General features: G+C 69.9%; 27 protein-coding genes. 15 read left to right on the top strand and 12 right to left on the bottom strand.

Features of this window, described 5'->3' with window-relative positions; genetic code table 11:
• Positions 1-24: 24 nt before the first annotated feature.
• The 3 genes from RIC31_RS26920 to RIC31_RS26910 all read left to right on the top strand — a co-directional run bounded on the left by RIC31_RS26920 (position 25) and on the right by RIC31_RS26910 (position 2379).
• Positions 25-456 (top strand): carboxymuconolactone decarboxylase family protein, encoded by a 432-nt coding sequence (locus tag RIC31_RS26920; RefSeq protein ID WP_350115817.1) that lies wholly within the window; start codon positions 25-27, stop codon positions 454-456.
• Position 457: 1 nt separating this feature from the next.
• Positions 458-1348: an RNA polymerase sigma factor SigJ gene (gene sigJ, locus RIC31_RS26915; protein WP_350115814.1), complete on the top strand. Its 891-nt coding sequence runs from the start codon at positions 458-460 to the stop codon at positions 1346-1348.
• A 146-nt stretch (positions 1349-1494) separates the two neighbouring features.
• Positions 1495-2379 carry a PRC-barrel domain-containing protein gene (locus tag RIC31_RS26910; protein WP_350115811.1) on the top strand — a complete coding sequence of 295 codons (885 nt, stop codon included), beginning with the start codon at positions 1495-1497 and terminating at the stop codon, positions 2377-2379.
• 82 nt (positions 2380-2461) lie between these two features.
• Here RIC31_RS26910 and RIC31_RS26905 read toward each other — a convergent pair whose 3' ends face one another.
• The 4 genes from RIC31_RS26905 to RIC31_RS26890 form a co-directional block, all read right to left on the bottom strand.
• Positions 2462-3064 carry an HD domain-containing protein gene (locus tag RIC31_RS26905; RefSeq protein ID WP_350115808.1) on the bottom strand — a complete coding sequence of 201 codons (603 nt, stop codon included), beginning with the start codon at positions 3062-3064 and terminating at the stop codon, positions 2462-2464.
• Entirely contained in the window at positions 3061-4245 is a 1185-nt protein-coding gene (locus RIC31_RS26900) for a TauD/TfdA family dioxygenase (RefSeq protein WP_350115805.1), read from the bottom strand. The genes RIC31_RS26905 and RIC31_RS26900 overlap by 4 nt, the downstream gene beginning before the upstream one ends.
• 73 nt (positions 4246-4318) lie before the next feature.
• Positions 4319-5488: a serine hydrolase domain-containing protein gene (locus tag RIC31_RS26895; protein WP_350115802.1), complete on the bottom strand. Its 1170-nt coding sequence runs from the start codon at positions 5486-5488 to the stop codon at positions 4319-4321.
• Positions 5489-5527: 39 nt separating this feature from the next.
• Positions 5528-6706 (bottom strand): radical SAM protein, encoded by a 1179-nt coding sequence (locus RIC31_RS26890; RefSeq protein ID WP_350115799.1) that lies wholly within the window; start codon positions 6704-6706, stop codon positions 5528-5530.
• A gap of 124 nt (positions 6707-6830) precedes the next feature.
• On the opposite strand from RIC31_RS26890, the gene RIC31_RS26885 reads away from it, so the two are divergent.
• From RIC31_RS26885 to RIC31_RS26875, 3 genes are all read left to right on the top strand, one after another.
• Positions 6831-7451 (top strand): sigma-70 family RNA polymerase sigma factor, encoded by a 621-nt coding sequence (locus RIC31_RS26885; RefSeq protein ID WP_350115796.1) that lies wholly within the window; start codon positions 6831-6833, stop codon positions 7449-7451.
• On the top strand, positions 7448-7813 hold the full coding sequence (locus RIC31_RS26880; protein WP_350115793.1) for an anti-sigma factor family protein: 366 nt from the start codon (positions 7448-7450) through the stop codon (positions 7811-7813). The genes RIC31_RS26885 and RIC31_RS26880 overlap by 4 nt, the downstream gene beginning before the upstream one ends.
• Before the next feature lie 162 nt (positions 7814-7975).
• A complete protein-coding gene (locus tag RIC31_RS26875; RefSeq protein WP_350115790.1) occupies positions 7976-8893 on the top strand; it encodes a homoserine O-succinyltransferase in 918 nt (305 codons plus the stop codon).
• Positions 8894-8903: 10 nt separating this feature from the next.
• Here the strand turns inward: RIC31_RS26875 and RIC31_RS26870 are convergent, their stop codons facing one another.
• Positions 8904-9266: an MmcQ/YjbR family DNA-binding protein gene (locus tag RIC31_RS26870; protein ID WP_350115787.1), complete on the bottom strand. Its 363-nt coding sequence runs from the start codon at positions 9264-9266 to the stop codon at positions 8904-8906.
• Positions 9267-9480: 214 nt separating this feature from the next.
• On the opposite strand from RIC31_RS26870, the gene RIC31_RS26865 reads away from it, so the two are divergent.
• Both RIC31_RS26865 and RIC31_RS26860 read left to right on the top strand, forming a co-directional pair.
• The gene (locus tag RIC31_RS26865; protein ID WP_350115784.1) at positions 9481-10650 is read left to right on the top strand and encodes an MFS transporter; all 1170 of its coding nucleotides are present in this window, start codon (positions 9481-9483) and stop codon (positions 10648-10650) included.
• A gap of 73 nt (positions 10651-10723) precedes the next feature.
• Positions 10724-11857, top strand: a complete 1134-nt coding sequence (locus RIC31_RS26860) for a porin (protein WP_350115781.1) — start codon at positions 10724-10726, stop codon at positions 11855-11857.
• Here the strand turns inward: RIC31_RS26860 and RIC31_RS26855 are convergent.
• Positions 11847-12188, bottom strand: coding sequence for a hypothetical protein (locus tag RIC31_RS26855; protein ID WP_350115778.1), 342 nt, complete (start codon positions 12186-12188; stop codon positions 11847-11849). The two genes, RIC31_RS26860 and RIC31_RS26855, sit on opposite strands and share 11 nt — an antisense overlap.
• A 291-nt stretch (positions 12189-12479) precedes the next feature.
• Between RIC31_RS26855 and RIC31_RS26850 the strand changes: the two genes are divergently transcribed.
• Positions 12480-12818, top strand: a complete 339-nt coding sequence (locus RIC31_RS26850) for a ParB N-terminal domain-containing protein (protein WP_350115775.1) — start codon at positions 12480-12482, stop codon at positions 12816-12818.
• 6 nt (positions 12819-12824) lie between these two features.
• Here RIC31_RS26850 and otsB read toward each other — a convergent pair whose 3' ends face one another.
• Positions 12825-13637, bottom strand: a complete 813-nt coding sequence (gene otsB / locus RIC31_RS26845) for a trehalose-phosphatase (RefSeq protein ID WP_350115772.1) — start codon at positions 13635-13637, stop codon at positions 12825-12827.
• 198 nt (positions 13638-13835) lie between these two features.
• On the opposite strand from otsB, the gene RIC31_RS26840 reads away from it, so the two are divergent.
• Positions 13836-14678, top strand: a complete 843-nt coding sequence (locus tag RIC31_RS26840; RefSeq protein WP_350115769.1) for a phytanoyl-CoA dioxygenase family protein — start codon at positions 13836-13838, stop codon at positions 14676-14678.
• Positions 14679-14684: 6 nt separating this feature from the next.
• Here the strand turns inward: RIC31_RS26840 and RIC31_RS26835 are convergent, their stop codons facing one another.
• Positions 14685-15356 carry an aspartate/glutamate racemase family protein gene (locus tag RIC31_RS26835; RefSeq protein WP_350115766.1) on the bottom strand — a complete coding sequence of 224 codons (672 nt, stop codon included), beginning with the start codon at positions 15354-15356 and terminating at the stop codon, positions 14685-14687.
• Between the two features lie 125 nt (positions 15357-15481).
• Here RIC31_RS26835 and RIC31_RS26830 point away from each other — a divergent pair, with 125 nt between their 5' ends.
• From RIC31_RS26830 to RIC31_RS26810, 5 genes are all read left to right on the top strand, one after another.
• The gene (locus tag RIC31_RS26830) at positions 15482-16015 is read left to right on the top strand and encodes an HD domain-containing protein (RefSeq protein WP_350115763.1); all 534 of its coding nucleotides are present in this window, start codon (positions 15482-15484) and stop codon (positions 16013-16015) included.
• 89 nt (positions 16016-16104) lie between these two features.
• Positions 16105-16647 (top strand): hypothetical protein, encoded by a 543-nt coding sequence (locus RIC31_RS26825; protein ID WP_350115760.1) that lies wholly within the window; start codon positions 16105-16107, stop codon positions 16645-16647.
• Between the two features lie 10 nt (positions 16648-16657).
• Positions 16658-17116, top strand: coding sequence for a Fur family transcriptional regulator (locus tag RIC31_RS26820; RefSeq protein ID WP_502990153.1), 459 nt, complete (start codon positions 16658-16660; stop codon positions 17114-17116).
• Positions 17117-17133: 17 nt separating this feature from the next.
• Positions 17134-17337 carry a hypothetical protein gene (locus RIC31_RS26815; protein WP_350115756.1) on the top strand — a complete coding sequence of 68 codons (204 nt, stop codon included), beginning with the start codon at positions 17134-17136 and terminating at the stop codon, positions 17335-17337.
• Positions 17338-17445: 108 nt separating this feature from the next.
• A complete protein-coding gene (locus RIC31_RS26810; protein ID WP_350115753.1) occupies positions 17446-17853 on the top strand; it encodes a PaaI family thioesterase in 408 nt (135 codons plus the stop codon).
• Between the two features lie 21 nt (positions 17854-17874).
• Here the strand turns inward: RIC31_RS26810 and RIC31_RS26805 are convergent, their stop codons facing one another.
• Genes RIC31_RS26805 through RIC31_RS26790 form a run of 4 tightly spaced genes read right to left on the bottom strand, consistent with a single transcriptional unit; the run spans position 17875 to position 21003 of the window.
• Positions 17875-18198: a hypothetical protein gene (locus RIC31_RS26805; protein WP_350115750.1), complete on the bottom strand. Its 324-nt coding sequence runs from the start codon at positions 18196-18198 to the stop codon at positions 17875-17877.
• Positions 18199-18240: 42 nt separating this feature from the next.
• Positions 18241-19431, bottom strand: coding sequence for a DUF2061 domain-containing protein (locus RIC31_RS26800; protein ID WP_350115747.1), 1191 nt, complete (start codon positions 19429-19431; stop codon positions 18241-18243).
• Positions 19431-20615, bottom strand: coding sequence for a hypothetical protein (locus RIC31_RS26795; RefSeq protein WP_350115745.1), 1185 nt, complete (start codon positions 20613-20615; stop codon positions 19431-19433). Before RIC31_RS26795 ends, RIC31_RS26800 begins: the two co-directional genes overlap by 1 nt.
• 55 nt (positions 20616-20670) lie before the next feature.
• Positions 20671-21003 (bottom strand): hypothetical protein, encoded by a 333-nt coding sequence (locus RIC31_RS26790; protein ID WP_350115742.1) that lies wholly within the window; start codon positions 21001-21003, stop codon positions 20671-20673.
• Positions 21004-21023: the final 20 nt, after the last annotated feature.

Here is a 21023-nt window from a genome sequence, read left to right as displayed (position 1 = left end):
CACCCTGAACCCGGGAGCACCCCGATGACCTCTACCCAGCCCGTGAACTACCAGAAGGCCATGCCCAACGTCCTGCAGGCCCTGGGCGCCGTGCATCCGGTGATTGCCGGCCACGGCCTCGACCGGCTGCTGAGCCACCTGGTCAGGCTGCGTGCCTCGCAGATCAACGGCTGCGCCTTCTGCATCAAGATGCACCTGCGCGAGGCCCGCGAGGACGGCGAGACCGAGGCGCGCCTCGATCGCGTGATCGTGTGGGACCATGTCGGCGACTTCACGCCGGCGGAGAAGGCGGCACTGGCCTGGACCGAAGCGCTGACCACGATCGACCGGCACGCCGACTATGCCGGCCTGCGGGCGGCGCTGCGCGAGCATTTCAGCGACCCGCAGATCGCCGCGCTGACGGCGGAGGTGGCGATGATCAACCTGTGGAACCGCATCCAGGTCTCGGCGCACTGACATGACGGCTGCCGACGACGAACTGTTCGAGAGCCATCGTCGCCGCCTGACCGGCCTGGCCTACCGCATCCTCGGCTCGCTGGCCGAGGCCGAGGATGCGGTCCAGGACAGCTTCGTGAAGTGGACCGAGGCCGACCGGGACGTGATCGACAACCCGGCGGCCTGGCTGACCACCGCCTGCACACGGCGCTGCCTGGACCTGCTGCGGGCGGCCCGGCGGACCCGGGTCGACTATGTCGGGACCTGGCTGCCGGAACCCGTGCAGACCGTTGTCGACGGCACGCCGGAGAGTTCGCTGGAGCTGTCGGCTTCGCTGTCGACCGCCTTCCTGCTGCTGCTCGAGCGCCTCAGCCCGCGGGAACGCGCGGCCTACCTGCTGCACGAGATCTTCGAGCAGCCCTATCCGGAGGTGGCGGCCATACTCGGGGTGCAGGAGGCGGCCTGCCGCAAGCTGGTGTCGCGGGCCAGGGCGGCGGTCGGTCGCCCCGCCGCCCGCTACACCGCCCCGTTGGACCGCCAGGACACCTTGCTGGCGGCGTTCCGGGGCGCCCTGACCAGCGGCCGGACCGAGCGGCTCGCGGCGCTGCTGTCCGACGAGATCGCGCTCAGCGCCGACGGCGGCGGTCGGGCGACGGCAATCGCCCAGACGCTGCGTGGCAAGGCGGCGGTGCTGGACTTCATGGGTTCGCTGCACGGCTACTGGGCGAACTACGAATGGCGGCCGGCCGACATCAACGGCGGCCGCGGTGTGCTGCTGGTGGCGGCCGACGGGACGCTGGCCGCGGCGGTCACTTTCGGCTTCGACGCGAACGGCCGGGTCGACGGCATCTACGTCATGCGCAACCCGGACAAGTTGGCACGCCTGCAGGCGGGAGGAACCACGCTGTCGTAGGCGGCGGACAGTGGCCGTCTCTAAGTGCAATAGTGCAAGTGCCGGAATAATAAGCGAAAAATTTCTCGGAACGCGCCTTCGTGCCGACCGTTGTCCGGCTGTATCGGCCAGATGGTCGACCCGCTTCAACGTGGAGGATTTCGAGAATGAGCAAACGTCTTCTGGCGACGACCGCCCTGGTCCTGTCCCTGGCCTTGCCGGCTGCCGCCGGCGCCGCGCAGTCGACCAGCGTCCAGCAGAGCACCAAGGTTGAGCAGAGCACGTCGGCTTCGGCTTCCACCCGGCTTCTGAACGATGCCAAGGCCCAGCTGCGCAGCGCCATGACGGCGCTGGAGCAAGTCAAGGACGCCACCGGCGAGAAGTTCGCCGAGGCCCGCGAGAAGGCGCGCGTCGCGATCGAGGAGGTCGAGACCGCGCTGGCGCGTGCCAAGGCCGAAATCGCGGAGAGCAGCCGGGAGGCCATCGTGGCGACCCGTAAGAAGATCGCCGAGGCCCGCGATCTGATCGACAACCAGGAGTCCAGGCCGCAGGAGATCGCGTCCTCGCTCGGCTCGGTGGACGACGCGGTCGGTGGCGTGAAGGTCGGCGCGGCTGCCGGGGCTTCCGGCTCGGCCGAAACCAAGATGACCGACGGCAAGGCCGGCATGGACGCCAAGGCCGGGGCCCAGGCCGATGCCAAGAGCGACACCGGTGTGCTCGGCACGGTCGGGTCGACCGTGGACTCGACGGTCAAGGCCGGGACCGACACGGCTGCCGGTGTCGCTGGCGAGGGCTGGCAGAAGGTCGAGCTGGTCGGCAAGACCGTTCATGGCGCCGACCAGGAGGCAGTCGGCGAGATCGACGACGTCGTCATGGCCGAGAGCGGCAAGGTCGAGTCCGTGCTCGTCGATGTCGGCGGGTTCCTCGGCATCGGCGCCAAGCAGGTGGCGATCCCGGTCGCCAATCTCGAGGTGCAGGGCGAAACCCTGGTCGCGGCCGGCCTGACCAAGAAGCAGGCCGAGGCGATGCCGGAGTACAAGCGCCAGCAGTGATCCGGCATCAAGTCGGCTTGTGGGCGGCCCCGTGCGTTCATCGCGCGGGGCCGCTCCGCCTCCGGGGCTCCGTCGTCCGCGGCTAACGGACCAGCGGCTCGCGCACGCCCTTGCGCAGCACCGCCTCGTCCCAGGCCGGACGGGCGAACACTTCCCGCACCATCGGCGCGAAATGCCCGAGCGGCGGGCTCGCATAGTCGGGGTCGAAGCTCGACTGGTCCCAGCGTTCGCAGAAGTCGACGGCGTCCTGGTAGTACGGGTGGTCGGCGTATTTTCGCCGGGCCTCCGGGTCGCCGCCGGTGTGGTGGGCGTAGTAGACCATCTGGAAGATCCCGTGGTGCTGGACCACCCAGCTCACCTGCTCGCGTACGAACGGCCGGACGATGTCGGCGGCGATGCTGTCGTGGTTGTGCGGTGCCAGTTCGTCGCCGATGTCGTGCAGCAGGGCGGCGACGATCCAGTCGGCGTCGGCGCCGTCGGCCTCGGCCCTGGCGGCGGTCTGGATCGAGTGTTCCAGCCGGCTGATCTTGTAGCCGGAGAGGCCGCCGCCTAGCCTGGCGAGCTGTTCGAGGATGCGGTCGGCTGTGCCGGCGGCGTATTCGTGCTCGTAGCGGCCGAGAAGCGCGTAGTCCTCAGCCGTGCCGTGCTTCATCTCGATGAAGCCGACGGTCGTCATCTCGTTCATGCCAGTGCTCCCCAAGGATCCGTGTCCACGCCGAGCGTGCGCCGCAGCACCTTCTGCCGGCTGGCCACGCAGTCGCGGTCGAGATAGGCCTGCCGCATGTGGCGGCCACCGCTGTCCAGCGAATAGCCGCGCCGGCCGTGCAGCAGGCGGTGGTTGTCCATGAACAGCAGCTGGCCCGGCTCCAGCTTGAACTCCAGCGTGTTCTCCGGCGCGTGCAGCAGGTCGGCATAGCGACGGCGGGCGGCGTAGTAGGCGGCCAGCCGCTCCGGCGCCAGCGCTGGCGGCTCCTCGGTGCGGCTGTTGAAGCGCAACCGGCGCACGGATCCGTCGGGCGCCAGCTCGATTAGCGGGCCGTAGTGCTCCAGCACGGTGTCCGGGTCGACGTAGCGGAACCGGGTCGCCGTGGTGGTCAGCACCTCGAAGGCGGCCGGGTCGTCGCGCCGCAGGGTCTCGGCCACGTGCAGGCCGTCGACCAGGGTCGACTCGCCACCCTCGGCGTCGTTGCGCAGGCAGTGCAGCAGGATGTAGCCGGGGGCCGGCAGCCGGTACGGATTGTCGGCATGCGGCTCGAGCCAGCGGTTGGTCTGGGTCAGGTCGACCGCGACCGCCTCGACCTTCACGTCGGCCACGCCGCCCCAGTTGGTCCGGCGGATCGGCCCGAAGCGGTTGGCCATGCGCTCGGCGTCGTCCATGCCGGCCGGGCCGTCGGTCAGGATGCAGAAGCCGTGGACGGCCAGGGTGTCGGCGAGGGCGAGCACGGCGCGGTCGCTGGCCATCACCTCCGGCCACGGCAGGCTCGGCAGCGGCGCCAGGGTGGTATCCCAGGGGCGCGGTGTCCCGGCGAGGTCGTCGGGCACCGTGCGCTCGCACTCCCGGCGCAGGAACTCGAGCGGATAGCGTGTCGCATGGCCGTCGCTGAACGTCACCGAGACGGCGTCGCCGTCGAGCGTGGCGTCGGCGATCGCAAGGTCGGGCGGCAGTCGCCAGGCGTCGTACAGCCGCTGGCCGATCGCACGGTCGCGGGCCCCCGGGTCGCGCGACTGTTCGCGCAGCCAGATCGGATGGAAGGTCCGGCGCAGGTCGGGCCAGCCGATCGCCAGTCCGTCGGCGGCGATCGCGACGGTCACCGCGGGGCGCGCCGTACCGGCGGTCGTTGCAGGACGCTCGATCGGGGTGCTCAAGGACGCCGCTCCGTGCTCGTGTCCGCGACGACGCTGCCACAGCCGATCCGCGGAGACCAGCACGCACGGAAGCCTAGGGCAGCCGTGGCGGTCGGTCCGGCGCCAGGAACGCCCCGATCCGGCCGGCGAGGCGGTTGGCGATCCGTTCGTCCGGCGTCCTGCGCCCCATGGTCGAGGTCAGGGCGAAGCCGGTGCCGCGGTCCGGCAGGTAGCCGACCACCGCGGAGTAGCCGCCGAAGGACGGCGTCTGCAGTAGCCAGCCATTGCTCACGACGACCCCGAGCCCGTAGTAGATCTCCGTGGTCATCGGCGGGAACGCTGCGGTGGTCGGCGCCAGCATGCGGCGGTAGGCCGCCTCGGACATCAGCCTGCCGCTGCCGATGGCGACGAAGGAGGCCAGGGCGTCGGCGACGTTCGTGGTCATCACCGCGCCGGGGGCCAGGGTCCAGGACGGGTTCCAGTAGGTCGAGTCCTCGTAGATGCCGCGCTCGTCGGTGAAGGCATGAAGCACCGGTTGCTGCACGGTCGCCGTCGACTCGCTGCGGGTGTCCGCGAGCCCCAGCGGATCGAGGATTCGCTCGCGCAGCAGCACCTCGACCGGCTTGCCGGTGACCATGCGCAGGATCTCGCCGAGAATCACGAAATTCGCGTGCGAATAGGCGAAGCAGCGCCCGGGCTCGCAGCGCATCGGCTTGGCCAGGGCGGCGTCGATCAGTTCGTCCGCGGTCCACTGCCGGAACACGTCCTCGTAGATCGGGATGTCGTAGACATAGTCGGCGTAGCCGGCGGTGCTGTCGCCGAGCATCGCCAGGGTGATCCGGTCGGCCGCCGGGTAGTCCGGGAACCAGCGCGCGACCGGGTCGTCGAGGCTCAGCAGCCCGTCGTCCTGCAACTGCAGGAGCAGGGTCGTCAGATAGGTGATGGCGATCGCGCCGTTGCGGAAGTGCATGTCCGGGGTGGCCGGGATCCCGGCCAGCGACTCGCCCCAGGCCTCGGTAAGCACGGGCGTGTCGCCGATCCTGACGGAAACGACGACCGCGTTGAGGTCGTACTCGGCGATCGCGGCGTCGACCAGGCGACGCACGCCGTCGGCCGCCTCGCCGGTGCCGATGCAGGCGTCGCCTACCGCCACCTTCCCGCCCTCGCAGCCGACCGCCGCCGAGGCCGGGCCGGCGGCCAGGATCAGGAGAATCGCGGCCACTCGCCGCGCCGGCGCCAGACCGCCCCACCAGTTCACTGCCATGCTTCTCCGCCGGCTGGTTCCGTGCCGCGGCCGCCGCGGCTAGTCCGGGTCAGCGTAGCAGGCCTTGCACACTTCCGGGACCCGGCCGTCCAGGTGCGCCCGGCGGAATGCGACGAACTCGTCCCCGTGCCAGTGCCGGGTGAACGCCCCCGGGTCGTCGCCGTCCAGGGCCGGTCCGATCTGGCAGACGTCCGGATTGCCGATCGTGCAGCACGGCACCACGCGCAGGTCGGACGACACGAAGGCGCGCTCGAACGGCCAGGGGCACAGGGTCTCGGGGGACCGCGTGGCGTATTTCTCTGTGGTGTTCCAGAACCGGACCTGCACGCCCAGTTCCATGCCGAGGCCGACCAGGGCGAGCAGGGCGCCGGGGTCCAGTTCGTCCTCGACGCTGACGCTGTCGTTGGCGGCCCGCCACTCGGCGAGGCCCCAGTCGACCAGCTCCAGCGAGAACACCTGGTGCTTGAATCCGAGCTGGGACGCCAGCTGTACCAGCTCGGCGAGCTGGTGGAAGTTGGCGCGCTGCACCACCGTCCACATCTTGGTCCGCACCACCCCGCGCTCGCGGCAATAGGCGTTCAGCCGCCGGCAGTTCTCGATCACGCGCTCGAACACCGAGCCGCGGCGGATGCCCTCGAACACCGCCTTGGTCGCGCCGTCGATCGAGATCTGGATCTCGTTCGGGTCGGCGTCGACCAGCCGGCGATAGTTGTCCTTGAGGTGCAGGAGAGAGGCGTTGGTGGTGGTCCGGACCCAGATGTGGCGGGCCCGGGCGTAGCGGATCATGTCGAAATACGGGTCGCGCTGCAGGGTCGGCTCGCCCAGTCCCTGCAACTTGATCTCGACCAGGCCGACCTGCTCGTCGATCAGCCGCTCGAAGGCGGCGAGCGGCAGGTCGTCGGCCCGCTGGCCCTTGTGCCAGCTGCCGACGCTGCACATGGTACAGCGGAAGTTGCAGCGGCTGACGTTCTCGATGTCGAGCTTGATCGGCAGGTAGTCGGGCGCGGCCTCACGGCGCTGCGCGGCGAGATAGCGCTGGTAGTTGGCGCGCTTTTCCGGCGAGGCGGCGAGCGCGAGGTCGCGCTCCCGGTAGTAGGCGGCGGTCCCGGCCGCCGGTTCCGGGGCGGGCAGGGTTCGCAGGGCCTTGCGGCGGGTGTCCGGATCGACGGCCTCGGCGTTCGTGCGGGCGGTCGGGCGGGAGACGGTCTCGTCGAGCATGCGAATCTCCACGGTGGCGGCATTCTGCCGCGTCGCCCCGACTATTCCCGGCGAACCCGACACCGTCCTTGCGATGGATCAACTGCGCGGCGATGCTCCGGCCCGGGGATCGGAGGTGTCGAGCGTGGATCGGTCGCAGGCCGAGGGACAGGCGGAGCTGGACGAGACCGAACTGGTGGCGCGGCTGAAGGCGGGCGACGAGCGCGCCTTCGAGATGCTGGTGCGCCGCGAGACCGGCCGGCTGCTGGCGGCGGCACGGCGTCTGGTGCGCGACGAGGCGGCTGCCTACGACTGTGTCCAGGAGGCCTTCCTGTCGGCCTACAAGGCGATCGACGGGTTCGAGCCGCGGTCGTCGGTCGGAGCCTGGCTGCACCGGATCACGATCAACGCCGCGCTGATGCGGCTGCGCAAGGAGCGCCGGCTGGCGGAAACCTCGATCGACGACCTGCTGCCGTCCTTCGACAGCGACGGCTGGCGCCGGGACCTCGTCGAGGTTCCCGCCGGCGACCCGGAGAGCGAGTTGGAGCGCCGGCGGATCCGGGAATTCGTGCGATCGAAGATCGATGTGTTGCCTGAAGGGTACCGGACGGCATTGGTGCTTCGGGACCTCGAGGGCTGGAGCACCCGCGAGGCCGCGGAAGCGCTCGGGATCGCCGAGGGCGCGATGAAGGTTCGCCTGCATCGCGCCCGGGCGGCGCTGAAGCGCCTGATCGAACCGCTCTGGACGGGAGACGTCTCGGCATGACCGGATCCGGCACGACACAGCCCGGCGCGGGCGGGACCGGGCAGCGCGGCACCTGGGCGAGGATCCGGCACTGGATTGCCCGGGGCCTGCACGGCGCCATGACCTGCGAGGAGTTCGAGGGCGGGCTGGTCGACTATCTCGACGGCAACCTGGGGCCGCTGGCGCGCCGGCAGATCGAGCTGCATACCCAGCTGTGCCCACATTGCCGCCGCTACCTGCAGGCCTACGACCGGGCCCGCCGGCTGGCCGGCGACGCGATGCGGGATTCCGAGGAGCAGGCGTTGCAGGCCGTGCCGGAGGACCTGGTGCAGGGGATCCTGGCGGCCCGGCGCAGCGAGAGCCGGGCACCGGACGGCGGATGAGACCGCGGCCGGGTCGATCGGCGCCGTTGCCGGTCTTGTGTATGCCGGTCGCGGCAATTCTCATGCGCATCCGGTTCTGCTAGGGAAGAGCGCCGTTTCGGCGTCCGCCGAGCGTGCCGGATGCCATTCCCGGTTGAACGACCGCCACAATCGAGCCCGACGATGCCCATCAAGATCCCCCACGACCTGCCGGCCCGCGAGACGCTCGAGCGCGAGGGCGTGCTGATCATCCGCGACACCGACGCGATCCTGCAGGACATCCGGCCGCTGCGAATCGCGCTGCTGAACCTGATGCCGAAGAAGATCGAGACCGAGACGCAGATCGCCCGGGTGCTGGCGGGCACGCCGCTGCAGGTCGAGATGACCATGTTCGCGCCGTCCGGCTACGTGCCGAAGAATACGCCGCTCGAGCACATGATCGACTTCTACCGGCCGTGGCAGGCGATCCGCGAGGAGAAGTTCGACGGCCTGATCGTGACCGGCGCCCCGATCGAGCAGATGCCGTTCGAGGAGGTGATCTACTGGGACGAGCTGCGGCGGATCTTCGACTGGTCGCTGACCCATGTGCACGGGCTGTTCGCGCTGTGCTGGGGCGGCCAGGCGGCGCTGTACCATTTCCACGGCATTCCCAAGTACCAGTTGCCGGAGAAGCGGTTCGGGGTGTTCACCCACCGGGTGCTCGATCACACCTCGCTGCTGATGCGCGGCCTGGACGACGAGATCCGCATCCCGGTGTCGCGGCACACCGAGAACCGCCGCGAGGACATCGCGGCGCATCCCGACCTGGAACTGCTGATCGATTCGGCGGAGGCCGGGCCCTGCCTGGTGCACGACCGGCGGCTGCGTCACGTGCACATGTTCAACCACCTGGAATACGACTCGACGACCCTGGACGCCGAGTACCGGCGGGATCTCGAGAAGGGCTCGCCGATCGGCGTGCCGCTGCACTACTACCCGGGCGACGACCCCTCGAAGCCGCCGGTCAACACCTGGCGCGGCAACGCCCACCTGCTGTATTCGAACTGGATCAACTACCTGTACCAGACCACCCCGTTCGACCCGGCCGACATCGGCGGCTGAGGCCGGGAGGTCAGGCCTCCAGCCCGAGCTCCCGGCGCAGCTTCCTGGTGAGCCCGCCGGCGACGATGCGGTGCGATTCCCGCAGGTAGTCGCGCAGATCGTCCGGCGCCAGGCCGGGGCGGTCGTAGTGCTGGATCCACTTCATGCCGCGGGACGCCAGGTAGGGGGCGGGGCGCAGGCCGGGCTGCTCCTTCAGGAACTCGTAGGCGATCTCCGACACCTTGAAGGTGAAGCGCGGCTCACCGCCGCCGTCCCAGCCGCCGATGGCGAACACCTTGCCGCCGACCTTCCACACGTCGGAGCCGCCCCACTGGACCACATGGGTGGTCACCGGCAGCGAGGCGCAGAAGGCGTTGAACTCGTCGTAGGTCATGGCGGATCCGAGGTCGGTTGCCGGGCGAGCGGCGCTACCGCGCCGACGGGACAGCATGCCCGATGCGGCTGTCGGATGTCGTCAGCAGTCCGGGTCTCCCGGCGGCGTCACCCGGGGTCGCGGGGGAATCCGCATGAATGCACCGGATCGTCAGAATCGGGGTAGGCGACCGATCCGGCGCAGGTAATCTCCGTCCATGGAAATCCGGTTCCCCATGTGGCTCCGGGTCGTCGACAGGCCCGGTGCGAACGTGTTCGCCACCCTGTCGGCGACCGAGGCGTTCTCGCGGTCGCTGATCGCCGGGATCATCCCGCTCGAGGCCTACGCGCTCCTGGAGTCGGCGCGCAACGTCTCGATCGCCTACACCGTGATCGGCGTGGTGGCGTTGCTGGCGAGTTTCGCGGTGCCGCTGGTGATCCGGGTGGTGCGCCGCAAATGGGTGTTCTCGGTGGGCTGCCTGTTCATGGTGGCGGCGCCGTTGCTGATGCTGGCCGGGACCGCGCTGCCGTTCGTGGCGGCCCTGCAGTTCCGGGCGCTGGCCGTGGTGTGCGTCAACATCTCCCTGAACCTCTACATCCTCGACTACATCCGCCGGAAGGACTTCGTCACCGCCGAGCCGCGCCGGCTGGCCTTCATGGGCGTGGCCTGGTTCATCGGCCCCGGTCTCGGGATCTGGCTCTACAAGACCGTCGGGCTGCTGGCGGTGTGCGTGCCGAGCGCCGGTTTCGCACTGCTGGCACTGGCGTATTTCTGGGTCCTGCGGATGCAGGAGAACCCGGCGGTGGCACCGGCGACCCGCAGGCCGCCGATGCCCTGGCACAATATCCGCCGCTACGCACTGCAGCCGCGGCTGCGTCTGGCCTGGGCGATTCCGTTCGCCCGCAGCGCCTTCTGGACGACGTTCTTCGTGTATCCGCCGCTCTACATCGTGAAGAACGGCGGCGACGAGATGCTGGCGGCCGCCATGCTGTCGGGCGGCCAGGGCATCCTGTTCCTGGCGCCGATCGCCGGGCGGCTCGGGGCTCGGTTCGGGATCCGGCGGATGATCGTCGGCGCGTTCCTGTTCAGCGGCGGACTGTCGATCCTCGCCGGCCTGCTGCAGCCCGGCCCGGTGGCGCTGGCGGTGCTGTTCTTCTTCGCCTGCTTCGGCTCGGTCACCCTCGACGCCCTCGGCAACATCCCATTCCTGCGCTCGGTGCACCCTTATGAACGCTCGGAGATGACCTCGGTCTTCCGGACCTATATCGAGATGTCGCAGCTGCTGCCGGCAGCGCTGTTTGCGTTGCTGCTGCTGGTGCTGCCGCTCGGTTCGGTGTTCGTGGCACTCGGCCTGCTGATGGTCGCCACCGCCGGGATCGCGACCTACCTGCCGCGGCGGCTGTAGACATGCTTTGCCCGGAATGCCGCCGGTGGCACTCTTGCGGGACGGCAACACGGGGGTGGGGATGCGGTATCGATTGCTTGCGAGCACGGCGCTGACCGTCGCGGGCGGGCTGCTCTCCTGTCCGGCGGCCTGGGCGGCGGAGCCGGCCAAGGAGCCCCGGGAAATCCCCCATGACGCCCAGCCGCTGCACGTGAAGGTCGGCGGCTTCATGGAACAGTTCTTCGGCTACGTCGACCAGGACGTGCCCGGACGCGACGTGAGCGGGTTCGACGTCAAGTCCGACACCGAGATCTGGTTCACCGGCGCGGCGGTTCTCGACAACGGGATCCAGGTCGCGGTCGACGTGCAGCTCGAGGGCAACAGCACCGGCGACCAGATCGACGAGTCGCACCTGAAGTTCACCGGCGGATTCGGCCAGGTCGTCCTCGGCTCCGAGAACTCGGCGATGTACATGATGCATGTCGCGCCGAAGGATTTCGGCTTCGGCCTGAACTCCGGTGACAACGTCGAGTGGGTCGACTTCACCGGCGTCGGGGGCGACACCGGCGTGTTCCGCGGGCCGTTCGGCTCGACCTACACCGAGCCGGGGCGGGTCAACGACGCCAACCGGCTGACCTACATGACGCCGCGGTTCGGCGGGTTCCAGCTCGGCGCCAGCTACGTCCCGAAGGCGACCGAGGATGACAACACGTCGGTCGACCGGTCGGCGGCATCGCATGACGGGGTTGCGCTGGCGGCGCAGTACAAGGGCAGCATCGGGCCGGTCGCGGTCGGCGCCTCGCTCGGCTGGGGGATGATGCAGGCGGCCGACTCGTCCACTGCTTCCGACCCGACGGCCTACAACGCCGGCCTGTCGCTGGGCGTGGGCGCGTGGACGCTCGCGGCCGCCGCGGCCGGGTCCGACGGCGACTCCGCGACCGGCGACAGCACCGGCTGGACCGTCGGTCTGAACTACGCCCCCGGGCCGTGGAAGCTGTCGCTGGCTGGCTTCTTCGGCGACCGCGACGGCTCGGCGACCGCCAATGCCGGCGGCACCGGGGCCCGCAAGGCCTCGTTCGACACCGTGCAGCTGGAGGCGGGGTACGACCTCGGGCCCGGCGTGTCGGTCGTCGGCGTGCTGGGTTACGCCGACGTCGATGACCGCAGCGGTTTCGGCAGCGACAGCGACGCCGTCTACGGCGTGTCGATGGTTCGTCTCAGCTTCTGACGGCGAGGCGGGGCGTCGCGTCGCCGTCGTCCGGCGACACGTCGTCGTTGGCCGGATCGATGCCGTCGACGTCGAGCGCCGACGGATTCAGCGTGACGGCAGCCGGCACCACGACCGCGGGGTCGACCGTGCGGGCCGTGGCGACCGGCTCGGCAGCGGCCGCCGCGGCGGCATAGCGGCGCATCGCCCGCTCGTCGCGGATCGACCCGATCACGCACATGGCAAACGGCCCGACGGCACCCACAAGGAAGGCAACGAACATCACCGCCAGGACGATCGGATCGACCGCTGCGTCGGTAGCGAGACTGCCGGTCTCGAGTCCTGGCGTCATTCTGACCATCCGTGGGCCTGGCCGCTTGTGCGGCGCCGAAACAAAAGCCGCCCGGCAAGGGCGGCTATCCTGACCAGATAGATAGGAAGTCACTGTCGGCGCTGATCGTCTGGCGCCGACATCCTTTGTCGTTTTGCGAGTGTTGCGCCGCAAAACCGAACCGTATATACGGCCCTTCGTCACGGAGGTCGCCGCCGCGCGCGAGGCCTCCGTGACGCTTCCTGACATCGGGATCGTCCGGCCTGCCGGCGCCGTCCCCCCGTGGCTCGACGTACCGGAGAGAGGCCGCCAATGGCGATCCGACTCGCGACCCTTCCCGTTCGTGAGGTCATGGCGATGACCGGTGTCCGCGGCTATCCGCACTGGGCCGGCGGCGTCACCGTCGACGACGGCCTGATCGAGCGCCACCTCGCCAACGACGACCTGATCGAGCCGGACGACAACCGCGATCCGAACGCGCCGATCCCGGCGGCCGAGCATGCCGGCAGGATCGCATGGCTGATCCGCAACGTCCGGCCGAACCGCTGCTCGGTCACGATCCGCGACGGCCTGATCCAGGACGGCAACCACCGCTTCGCCGCCGCCCTCTATCGCGGCGACGACCTGGTGTCCTGCTGCTTCATGGAGTAGCCCGCGTCACCGGGCCGAGGTGCGGCGCACCTCGATAAGGCGTTCCAGGAACCCGGAGACGGCGCGGGTGTCGGGCAGGCACCATCCGGCGGCGCTCGGCCGCGGCGGCGCGGCGACCAGGATGCCGGTGTCGCGATCGGGATCGAGCGCCCGGAAGGCGTCCTCGTCGGTCACGTCGTCGCCGAGATAGAGCACCGCCGGCGGTACGCCGTCGACCGTGGCGTGCCCGCGCAGCAGCCCGATCGCGCTGCCCTTGTCCCGATCGATCGCCGGCCTGAATTCCGCAACCATCTTGCCGCGTCCGACCACGAAGGCCGGAAACTCGCCGGCGAGGGAGTCGACGACCCGCTCGGCCGAGACGGCCTCCACCGGCCCGGCCAGCCGCCAGTGCACCGCCACCGAATGCCGCTTCGGCTCGACCAGGACGCCTGGGAGTTCGGCGGTCGCGTGCCGCAGCCGGCGGATGAGCGGGCCGAGCGCGGCGTCGCTCTCGGCCAGTCCGGGCGCCCGCTCGACGCCGTCGCCCGGATAGGCGATCTCCACGCCGTGCGAGCCGACCAGGATCAGGCCGGATGCCGGTACCCGCAGCCGCAGGTCCTCGAGATCGCGGCCGCTGACCACGGCGGTGAGGACCAGTTCGACCAGATCCGACAGATGGCCGTGCATCGGGTCCTCCAGCCGGGCGCCGTCCGGCCGGTCGACGATCGGTGCCAGCGTGCCGTCGAAATCGAGCGCGACCAGCAGCGGTCCGTGCGCCAGGCGGGACAGCAGCGCCGGCAGCGACGCGGCGTCGAGGGATCTTGGGGTCGAGGGGGGCATGCCAGGCCGGCGGATTGGTGATCGGACCGGCTTTGTCGGCGATCGGGCCGGAGCGGGCAACCCCCTGATCGCCGGCCTGCGATCGCCTGTACCGGATTCGGGCGGCCATGGCACACCGATCGTTTGATGAAGCCCGGACTCGGCACTACCCTCGGCCTGAAGTTGAGACCGGCGCAGCCGGCTGATGGAGGGAACGTCATGGGCAAGGTGCTGTCCGAGGAGCGCGTCGCGGCCTATCACCGTGACGGCTATGCTTCGCCGATCCGGGTGATGGACGCGGCGACCGCCGCGGCCTACCGGCGGAAGTTCGAGGCCTACGAGGCCGCTCAGGGCGGCTGGTACGAGCTGTCGAAGGGCGCCAAGCTCTACCTGCTGCAGACCTGGGTCGCCGAACTGGCCATGCATCCGGGCATCCTCGACGCGGTCGAGGACGTGCTCGGTCCCGACCTGTTCTGCTGGGGCGTGTCGCTGTTCGTGAAGGACGCCAATAACCCGAGCTTCGTGTCCTGGCACCAGGACGCGACCTACTGGGGCCTGGACAGGCCGGACGTCGTGACCGCCTGGCTGGCGCTGTCGCCGGCGACCGAGGTCAGCGGCTGCATGAAGGTGATCCCGGGCAGCCAGACCTGGAATCAGATCGAGCACCGCGACACCCTGGCCAAGGAGAACCTGCTGACCCGCGGCCAGGAGATCGCGGTCGCGGTGAACGAGAACGAGGCGGTGGCGATGCCGCTGCAGCCGGGCGAGATCTCGCTGCACCACGTGCTGGCGGCCCATGCCTCGGAGCCGAACCGCAGCGACGACCGAAGGATCGGCGTCGCGATCCGCTACATCCCGCCCTATGTCCGGCAGATCAACGGCGACCAGGACTCCGCCCTGCTGGTGCGCGGCGAGGACCGCTACGGCCACTTCGTCCACGAGAAGCCGCCGGTCGCCGACATGGACGCGGCGGCCCTGGCCGAGCACCGGCGGATCATGGAGTTCCGCCAGGCCGTGCTCTACAAGGGCGTCGCCGGCGCCCCGGCGCACACCGCGGTGTAGGAGGGCTCAGTCCGCGGCGAGCCTGCTGCGCAGCAAGGTCACGGCGCTGTCCGGGCTGGTCAGCACCGGCTTTCCGGTCGCCGCCGCGACGGCCGCGCGGGCGCCGGCCATCGAGAACTGGGCGAGCACCACGACGTCGCAGCCGGCGAGGCCGGCTGCCGCCTCGACCACCAGGCGGTCGTGGGTGGCGGTGTCGCCGGCCGCCAGCGCCGGCATCGCCTCGGGCGTGCAGACGGTCTCCAGCCTGGCCGCCGAGCCGGCGGCGGCGGCCATGGCCGAGAACTCCGCCTGCATCGACGGCACGCTCGGCTGGAAGGTCGCCACCATGCCGATCCGACCGCCCAGGCCCAGCGCCTCGGCGAACATCGCTTCGTTCGGCTTGAGCACCGGGCGCGGCGCCTGGTCGCGGGCGGCGGCCTCGATCGCCGGGCCGAAGGCCGAGCAGGTGAACAGGATGGCATCGGCGCCGCAGTCGACGGTGTAGGCCGCCAGCCGCCGGAACCGCTCGACCATGGCGGCGTCGAGCCGTCCGGCCCGCGCCAGGTCGGGGGCCAGCGAGTCCTCCAGCAGGCTGTACGCCTCGGCCTCAGGCCACAGCCGCCGGAACGCCTCGGCCACCGGCTCGACCGCCAGCGGCGTGGCATGGATCAGGGCGATGCGCGGGGCCGGTCCGGTCATTATCGTGGCTCCTCCGGAGTCTCGCCCGACTATGGCACGAACCGGGTCGGCGAGCGCCCGCCGAGAACGCAGGTCGGTCGCCGGGATCGGTTGCCGGGATCGGGCCCGGGGCGCTAGCATCGCTCATGAGCACCATCGTCGACGAAATCATCGAGCTGTTCGACACCAAGGGCCGGGAGCCTTACGGCGAGGACGTGTCGGTGGCCGAGCATGGGCTGCAATGCGCGGCGCTGGCCGACCGGGAGGGCGCGGGCGAGGCGCTAGTGGTCGCCGCCCTGCTGCACGACGTCGGGCATCTGATCGAGGATCCTGACGACGGCTACGGCGTGCATCGGCACGACGCCGGCGGCGCGGCCTTCCTGGCCCGGCATTTTCCGGAGGCGGTGGTCGCGCCGGTGCGGATGCACGTCGCCGCCAAGCGCTACCGGGTGGCGGTCGACCCCGGTTATGCGGCGCGGCTGTCGGCGGCGTCCACGCATACCCTGGCGCACCAGGGCGGGCCGATGTCGCCCGACGAGGTCCGCGAGTTCGAGGCGGACCCGCATCTCGCGGCTGCCCTGCGGCTGCGGGAATGGGACGACCATGGCAAGGTCGACGGGCTGGACGTGGCGCCGATCGAGGCCTATCGGGACCGCATGCAACGGCTGCTCACCGGGTGATCCCGCCGCCGGGCGCCCCGGCGTTGTCGCGGCCCGAGCGCTGGCGTAGATTGTCGGGAACCACGACAGAGATATCCGGAGGCAGCCACATGGCCTACACGTTCGAGCAGTTCTGCAAGGACGCGAACGCCGCGCTCCGCGCCGATCCCGGGCGCGGCGGCAAGGACACGATCCGCCGCAATCTCGAGGCGCTGCTGAAGAACGACGCGTTCGTCCAGTCGGTCTGCGGGCCGGACGCGGAGTTCGGCACCCATCAGCTGTATCGCGACCCGGACTTCGACTTCGTCGTCCTGGCGCATGTGAACAAGGATGCCCGCAAGTCGCCGCCGCACGACCACGGCTCGTCCTGGGCGATCTACGGCCAGGCGACCGAGCATACCGACATGAGCGAGTACCGCCGGGTCGACGGCAAGTCCGGGGCCGGCGACGCCGAGCTCGAGCACGTCAAGACCTACCGGTTGACGCCGGGGGTGGCGGGGCTCTACGACGTCGGGGCGATCCATGCTATCGACTATCCGGCGAATGCCCGTTTCGTGCGGGTCACCGGGACCGACCTGGAGAGCGTCGAGCGGCTGAAGTTCGACACAACGCACGGCAAGGCCGAGGTCATCCAGAGCGTCGGCGTGAACTGAGGACGGAACAGTGGCCGTCGAGGACGAAGCGGTGGGCGAGATCGGGGTGTTGTCGAGGATCGAGGCGCTGTGCGCCGAGAAGGGTCTTCGCATGACGGAGCCGCGGCGGGTGATCGCACGGGTGCTCTCTGACTCCGAGGATCATCCGGACGCCGAGGAACTCTATGATCGTGTGAAGGCGATCGATTCCTCGATCTCCATGGCCACGATCTATCGGACGATGAAGCTGTTCGAGGAGATGAGCATCGTCTCCAAGCGCGATTTCGGCGACGGCCGGGCGCGATACGAGCGCAAGTCGGGCCCCGAGGATCACCATCACCACATGATCGACGTCCAGAGCGGCGAGGTCATCGAGTTCTACAACCAGGAGCTCGAGGATCTGAAGAAACGGATCGCGCACGACCTCGGGTTCGAACTGGTCGATCACCACCTCGAGCTGTTCGGGGTGCGGTTGAAGAAGAAGCATTGAGCAGGGAACCGGTCATCATGGTCGATCATCTTCGAATCGAACCCCACTGCCCGGTCACGGCCGCCTGCCGCCAGGCGGTCACCCGTACCTACGCGACCCTGAAGGGCAGCGGGGCCGACGAGCGGGTGGCGTTCGAGGCGGCGGAGATCGTGTACTCCTGGCACCACCCCGAGGTGCCCCGCAAGCGCGTGCCCTTCGTCATCGCCGACTGGCTGCCCTGAGGCTGCGTCTCCCGACCCGGGTGGACCCACGCGATTATCCCTTCGGTAATCGCGCTTTCGCCGTCCGCGGCTAGACTGGCGCGTGAACCAACTGCCGGAGGACGCGCCGTGCCGCTGACCGTCGACGAGGCGAATGCCCGAATGCTGCCTTTCGCCCGACTGCTGGGCGTGCGGTTCACCCTGGTCGAGAGCGACCGCGTGGTCGCCGAGATGCCGGTGCGCGAGGATCTCTGCACCCGGCCGGCGGTAGCGCATGGCGGCGCGCTGATGGCGTTCGCCGACACCGTCGGGGCGGTGGCGACGGTCGCCAATCTGCGGGACGGCGACGGCACCACCACGATCGAGAGCAAGACCAACTTCCTGGCCGCCGGCCCGGCCGGCTCCACGCTGGTTGCGACCGCCACCCCGGTTCACCGCGGCGGCCGGACCCAGGTGTGGCAGACCCGCATCGAGACCGCCGAAGGCAAGCTGGTGTCGCTCACCACCCAGACCCAGATGGTCCTGAAGGCCGGATGAACCATCCGGCCCGGCATCGGGTCACTGGAACAGGTAATCGCCGACGATGATGCCGGCCCCCAGGCCGACCACCGCACCGGTCACCTGGGGCTGGGCGATCACGAGGTTGCCCAGGGTGACCATGGCGTTGTTGACCGCCGTGGCGGTCACGCCGTATGCGCCGGCGACGGCCGGTGCCGCGCTCGGCAGCAGGTAGGGGACCAGCACCACGCCGGCGGCCGCGCCGGCAACGGCGACGACCGTGGTCATGGCGACGCCGGCGATGCTGGTCTCGGCGGCGGCCGGGGCAACCGGGGCCGAGGCGAGCGCGGTCGCGAGGACGGCGCCGATCACTAGCTTTCTCAAGATTCCCTCCATTTCGTCTCTGCCGGCCGAACCTATCACGTGTCAGTTCGCCGAGGCGACGACCGTCCGGCCGAATTCGATGACGTTCGGGGCCTCGCGCTGCAACGGGCTGATGCCGAAGACCTCCTGCCACATCATTTCATGGAAGAAGAACTTGGTTGTATTGACCACCACCTGCAGGACGACCAGGACTCCCGCCGCGAACGGCCGGCCGATGAACACGTAGTCGATCCCGGCGTTGATGGTGGTGACGACCACCCGGTAGGTGAAGGCCTTCCAGCCGGCCACCTGCGCATAGGTCCAGGTCGTCGCCTCGGCGGCTCCGGCCCCGGCGACCGCCCCGGTGACGACGGCCATCTGCTCGTCGAAGGCGTCATCCGAGATCGCCCCGGAATCGCGCAGCCGCTTCAGCGCCTCGGCGCGGGCGGTCCGCTCGAGCGCTTCGGGATCCAGTGCGGCGGAACCGGCGATCGGCGGGAACGCGGTCCAGGTCGGCTCCATCCTGCCCTGCAACCCGGCCGACAGCGGCGCCGCCACGGTGCCCGCCCAGGCGGCGATATCCTTGACGACCGCCAACCGTGCCGGCTGCTGCTCGATCGCGGACGGCTCCCAGGCGGCCGCGTTCGCCGCGGTCGCCGGCACCCCGAGGGCGGCCGGGTCGATGTGGTAGCGGACGTCGACCACGTCCTGCCGGTCGGCCACGCGCAGGCCGGCGACCACCCAGAAGCTGGAGACCGCGACGCCACGGTCGCCGGCGAGCCGGGCGAGGGCTTCGCCGCCGGGGGCCGGGGCCGTGTCGCCGACCGGCAACGGCTTCAGGTACAGGCAGGACACGTCCCAGCCGCTCTTGTAGTTGGAGACGGCGGCATAGATGTCCTTGCGGGTGCAGTCCGCGGTCGTTCCCCAGCCGTCGTGATGCGGCACCAGGTTGGCGGCGATCTCGACCACCACCGGAACCCTGCCGTCGGCGACCTGGGCCAGCGTGACCGTACGGATCGGCCCGAGGTCCAGGCGTTCGCTCTCGATCCCGGTCTTGTTGACGATCCGGGCATTGGCCGTGCCGCTCGCGATCACCGTGAAGTCGCCCGGCGGCAGCGGAACCTGCTTGCCGGCCACGGTGATCGTGCCGGTCGCCACGGTTCCGACTTCCTGTGCCGCGGCGGTCGACGACCAGCCGAGCAGGCAAGCGGCGAGGGTGAGAAGGGCCCGGCCGCCGTGCAGTTTCGCGCCCATCAGATCATCTTCCCCATCCGGACCCCGACATAGACGAAATCGACGGTGCTGGTGTTCGCCTTCGCCTGGTTGGCAATGTAGTTGTCCCACCACATGTCGTTGAACACCTGGGCGACGCTGTGCGTCGCGACGATGGCGGCGGTGATGTAGCCGGAGATCAGCGAGTTCACCGTGACCACGAAGGCCAGGATGTAGTCGACCGAGACCCGGAAGAAGTTGAAGGACACCACCTTGGCCCCGAGCAGCCGATAGTAGTCGTCCGGCGTCGCCGGTGGCGGCAGTTCCTCGATGGCTTTCAGATAGGCCGCGTGGTCGGCCTCGCTGATCGCGCCGGAGGCGACGAGTCCGTCCAGCGCGGCGATGCGCGCCGACCGACTGACCCGGCCCTGGGCGTTGCCACCGTGAACGGCGTCGCCGGCCTCCTTCGGAACCGGCACCTCCCAGGCGTTTGGCAGCGGCGCCGCCGGCTCGCCGGCGAGCACGCCGCGGAACCCGTCCTGGACCAGCCCGGCGGCCAGGCCTCCCCAGGCCGTGAGCTGATTGACCGCGGAGTACCGCTCGGGTTTCTCGAGCACCGCCTCGACCGTCCACTCGGAAGCGCTCATCGGCTTGAAGCCCAGTCGATTCGGGTCCAGGTGGTATCGGACGTCGAGCACGTCGCGGCGGTCCGATGCCCGGAAGCCGACCGTCAGCCAGACCGGCGACGGCGGCTTGGTCCCGTCATGCAGGGCCGGGCGAACCGCCGTCCAGGTCTGCGGTCCCGGGGCGTCGGCCGCGCCGAGCTCGGTCGGGACGACGAACATGCAGAAGCCGTCGACCGGCGACTTGTAGAACGCCACCCGGGCGAGGCTGTCCTCGCGGACGCAGTCGCTCGCGGTCCCCCAGCCGTCGTCGACCGACAGGCGGTTGGTGTTGATCTCGACCAGCCCGTCGATCCGGTCGCCGTCGCGCCGTGCGAGGATGACGTTCTCGATGATGCCGTAGGCGCCCGGGTCGCCGCTGGTCAGGCTGTTCGCGCCGTATCCCAGGACCGTCCACTCGCCCTCGGGTAGCGGGACCTGGCGGAACGTCAGGTCGATTCGACCAGTATGGCTTGAGCCGGTCTCGATTGCCGATGCGCCGGTCGATCCCAGCGACAGCAGGGCGACGGCAAAGAGTCCTCCGGACCAGAACGAGGTCTGCATGTGTCGTTCACCATTCGTTGGAGTTGCCATCGGCAGGCGTAGGCTGGAGGGGTGACTACTCGCTATAGAAGTACAGTCCCGAGGCCAGTCCCGTGCCCATGCCCAGGATGGCGCCCGTCATGCGCGGCTCGGTCAGGAGCAGGCTGCCCAGGCCGGTGAGCGCGCCGTTCACCACGCCCGTCGTCGCGGTATAGGCCCCGGCGACGACCGGCGCGGCTGCCGGCGCGGCATACGGGAGCAGGATGGCCCCCGCGGCGGTGCCGGCGAGGGCGAATACGAAGGTATAGGCCAGCGTCTGTGTCGTGATCTCGGCGGCCTGTGCCGGCGCCGCCGGCGCGCCAGCGGTCAAGGCCGCGGCGATCGCGGTCGTTGCGAGCAGCTTTTTCAAGAACCCCTCCCGGTCGAAAA

The sequence above is a fragment of the Thalassobaculum sp. genome (assembly GCF_040219615.1).
GTDB lineage: Bacteria > Pseudomonadota > Alphaproteobacteria > Thalassobaculales > Thalassobaculaceae > Thalassobaculum_A.
Note: the sequence above shows the minus strand (reverse complement) of the source record. Positions and strands in the feature narration are given on the sequence as shown.

What these genes read in the sequence shown, in the direction of transcription:
- RIC31_RS26815 (WP_350115756.1), top strand. Translation starts at nt 17,134, where the DNA reads ATGGTCGATCATCTTCGAATCGAACCCCACTGCCCGGTCACGGCCGCC.
- RIC31_RS26895 (WP_350115802.1), bottom strand. Translation starts at nt 5,488, where the DNA reads ATGGCAGTGAACTGGTGGGGCGGTCTGGCGCCGGCGCGGCGAGTGGCC.
- RIC31_RS26870 (WP_350115787.1), bottom strand. Translation starts at nt 9,266, where the DNA reads ATGACCTACGACGAGTTCAACGCCTTCTGCGCCTCGCTGCCGGTGACC.
- RIC31_RS26865 (WP_350115784.1), top strand. Translation starts at nt 9,481, where the DNA reads ATGTGGCTCCGGGTCGTCGACAGGCCCGGTGCGAACGTGTTCGCCACC.
- RIC31_RS26880 (WP_350115793.1), top strand. Translation starts at nt 7,448, where the DNA reads ATGACCGGATCCGGCACGACACAGCCCGGCGCGGGCGGGACCGGGCAG.
- RIC31_RS26890 (WP_350115799.1), bottom strand. Translation starts at nt 6,706, where the DNA reads ATGCTCGACGAGACCGTCTCCCGCCCGACCGCCCGCACGAACGCCGAG.
- RIC31_RS26835 (WP_350115766.1), bottom strand. Translation starts at nt 15,356, where the DNA reads ATGACCGGACCGGCCCCGCGCATCGCCCTGATCCATGCCACGCCGCTG.
- otsB (WP_350115772.1), bottom strand. Translation starts at nt 13,637, where the DNA reads ATGCCCCCCTCGACCCCAAGATCCCTCGACGCCGCGTCGCTGCCGGCG.
- RIC31_RS26850 (WP_350115775.1), top strand. Translation starts at nt 12,480, where the DNA reads ATGGCGATCCGACTCGCGACCCTTCCCGTTCGTGAGGTCATGGCGATG.
- RIC31_RS26855 (WP_350115778.1), bottom strand. Translation starts at nt 12,188, where the DNA reads ATGACGCCAGGACTCGAGACCGGCAGTCTCGCTACCGACGCAGCGGTC.
- RIC31_RS26910 (WP_350115811.1), top strand. Translation starts at nt 1,495, where the DNA reads ATGAGCAAACGTCTTCTGGCGACGACCGCCCTGGTCCTGTCCCTGGCC.
- sigJ (WP_350115814.1), top strand. Translation starts at nt 458, where the DNA reads ATGACGGCTGCCGACGACGAACTGTTCGAGAGCCATCGTCGCCGCCTG.
- RIC31_RS26825 (WP_350115760.1), top strand. Translation starts at nt 16,105, where the DNA reads ATGGCCTACACGTTCGAGCAGTTCTGCAAGGACGCGAACGCCGCGCTC.
- RIC31_RS26840 (WP_350115769.1), top strand. Translation starts at nt 13,836, where the DNA reads ATGGGCAAGGTGCTGTCCGAGGAGCGCGTCGCGGCCTATCACCGTGAC.
- RIC31_RS26905 (WP_350115808.1), bottom strand. Translation starts at nt 3,064, where the DNA reads ATGAACGAGATGACGACCGTCGGCTTCATCGAGATGAAGCACGGCACG.
- RIC31_RS26795 (WP_350115745.1), bottom strand. Translation starts at nt 20,615, where the DNA reads ATGCAGACCTCGTTCTGGTCCGGAGGACTCTTTGCCGTCGCCCTGCTG.
- RIC31_RS26800 (WP_350115747.1), bottom strand. Translation starts at nt 19,431, where the DNA reads ATGGGCGCGAAACTGCACGGCGGCCGGGCCCTTCTCACCCTCGCCGCT.
- RIC31_RS26920 (WP_350115817.1), top strand. Translation starts at nt 25, where the DNA reads ATGACCTCTACCCAGCCCGTGAACTACCAGAAGGCCATGCCCAACGTC.
- RIC31_RS26875 (WP_350115790.1), top strand. Translation starts at nt 7,976, where the DNA reads ATGCCCATCAAGATCCCCCACGACCTGCCGGCCCGCGAGACGCTCGAG.
- RIC31_RS26830 (WP_350115763.1), top strand. Translation starts at nt 15,482, where the DNA reads ATGAGCACCATCGTCGACGAAATCATCGAGCTGTTCGACACCAAGGGC.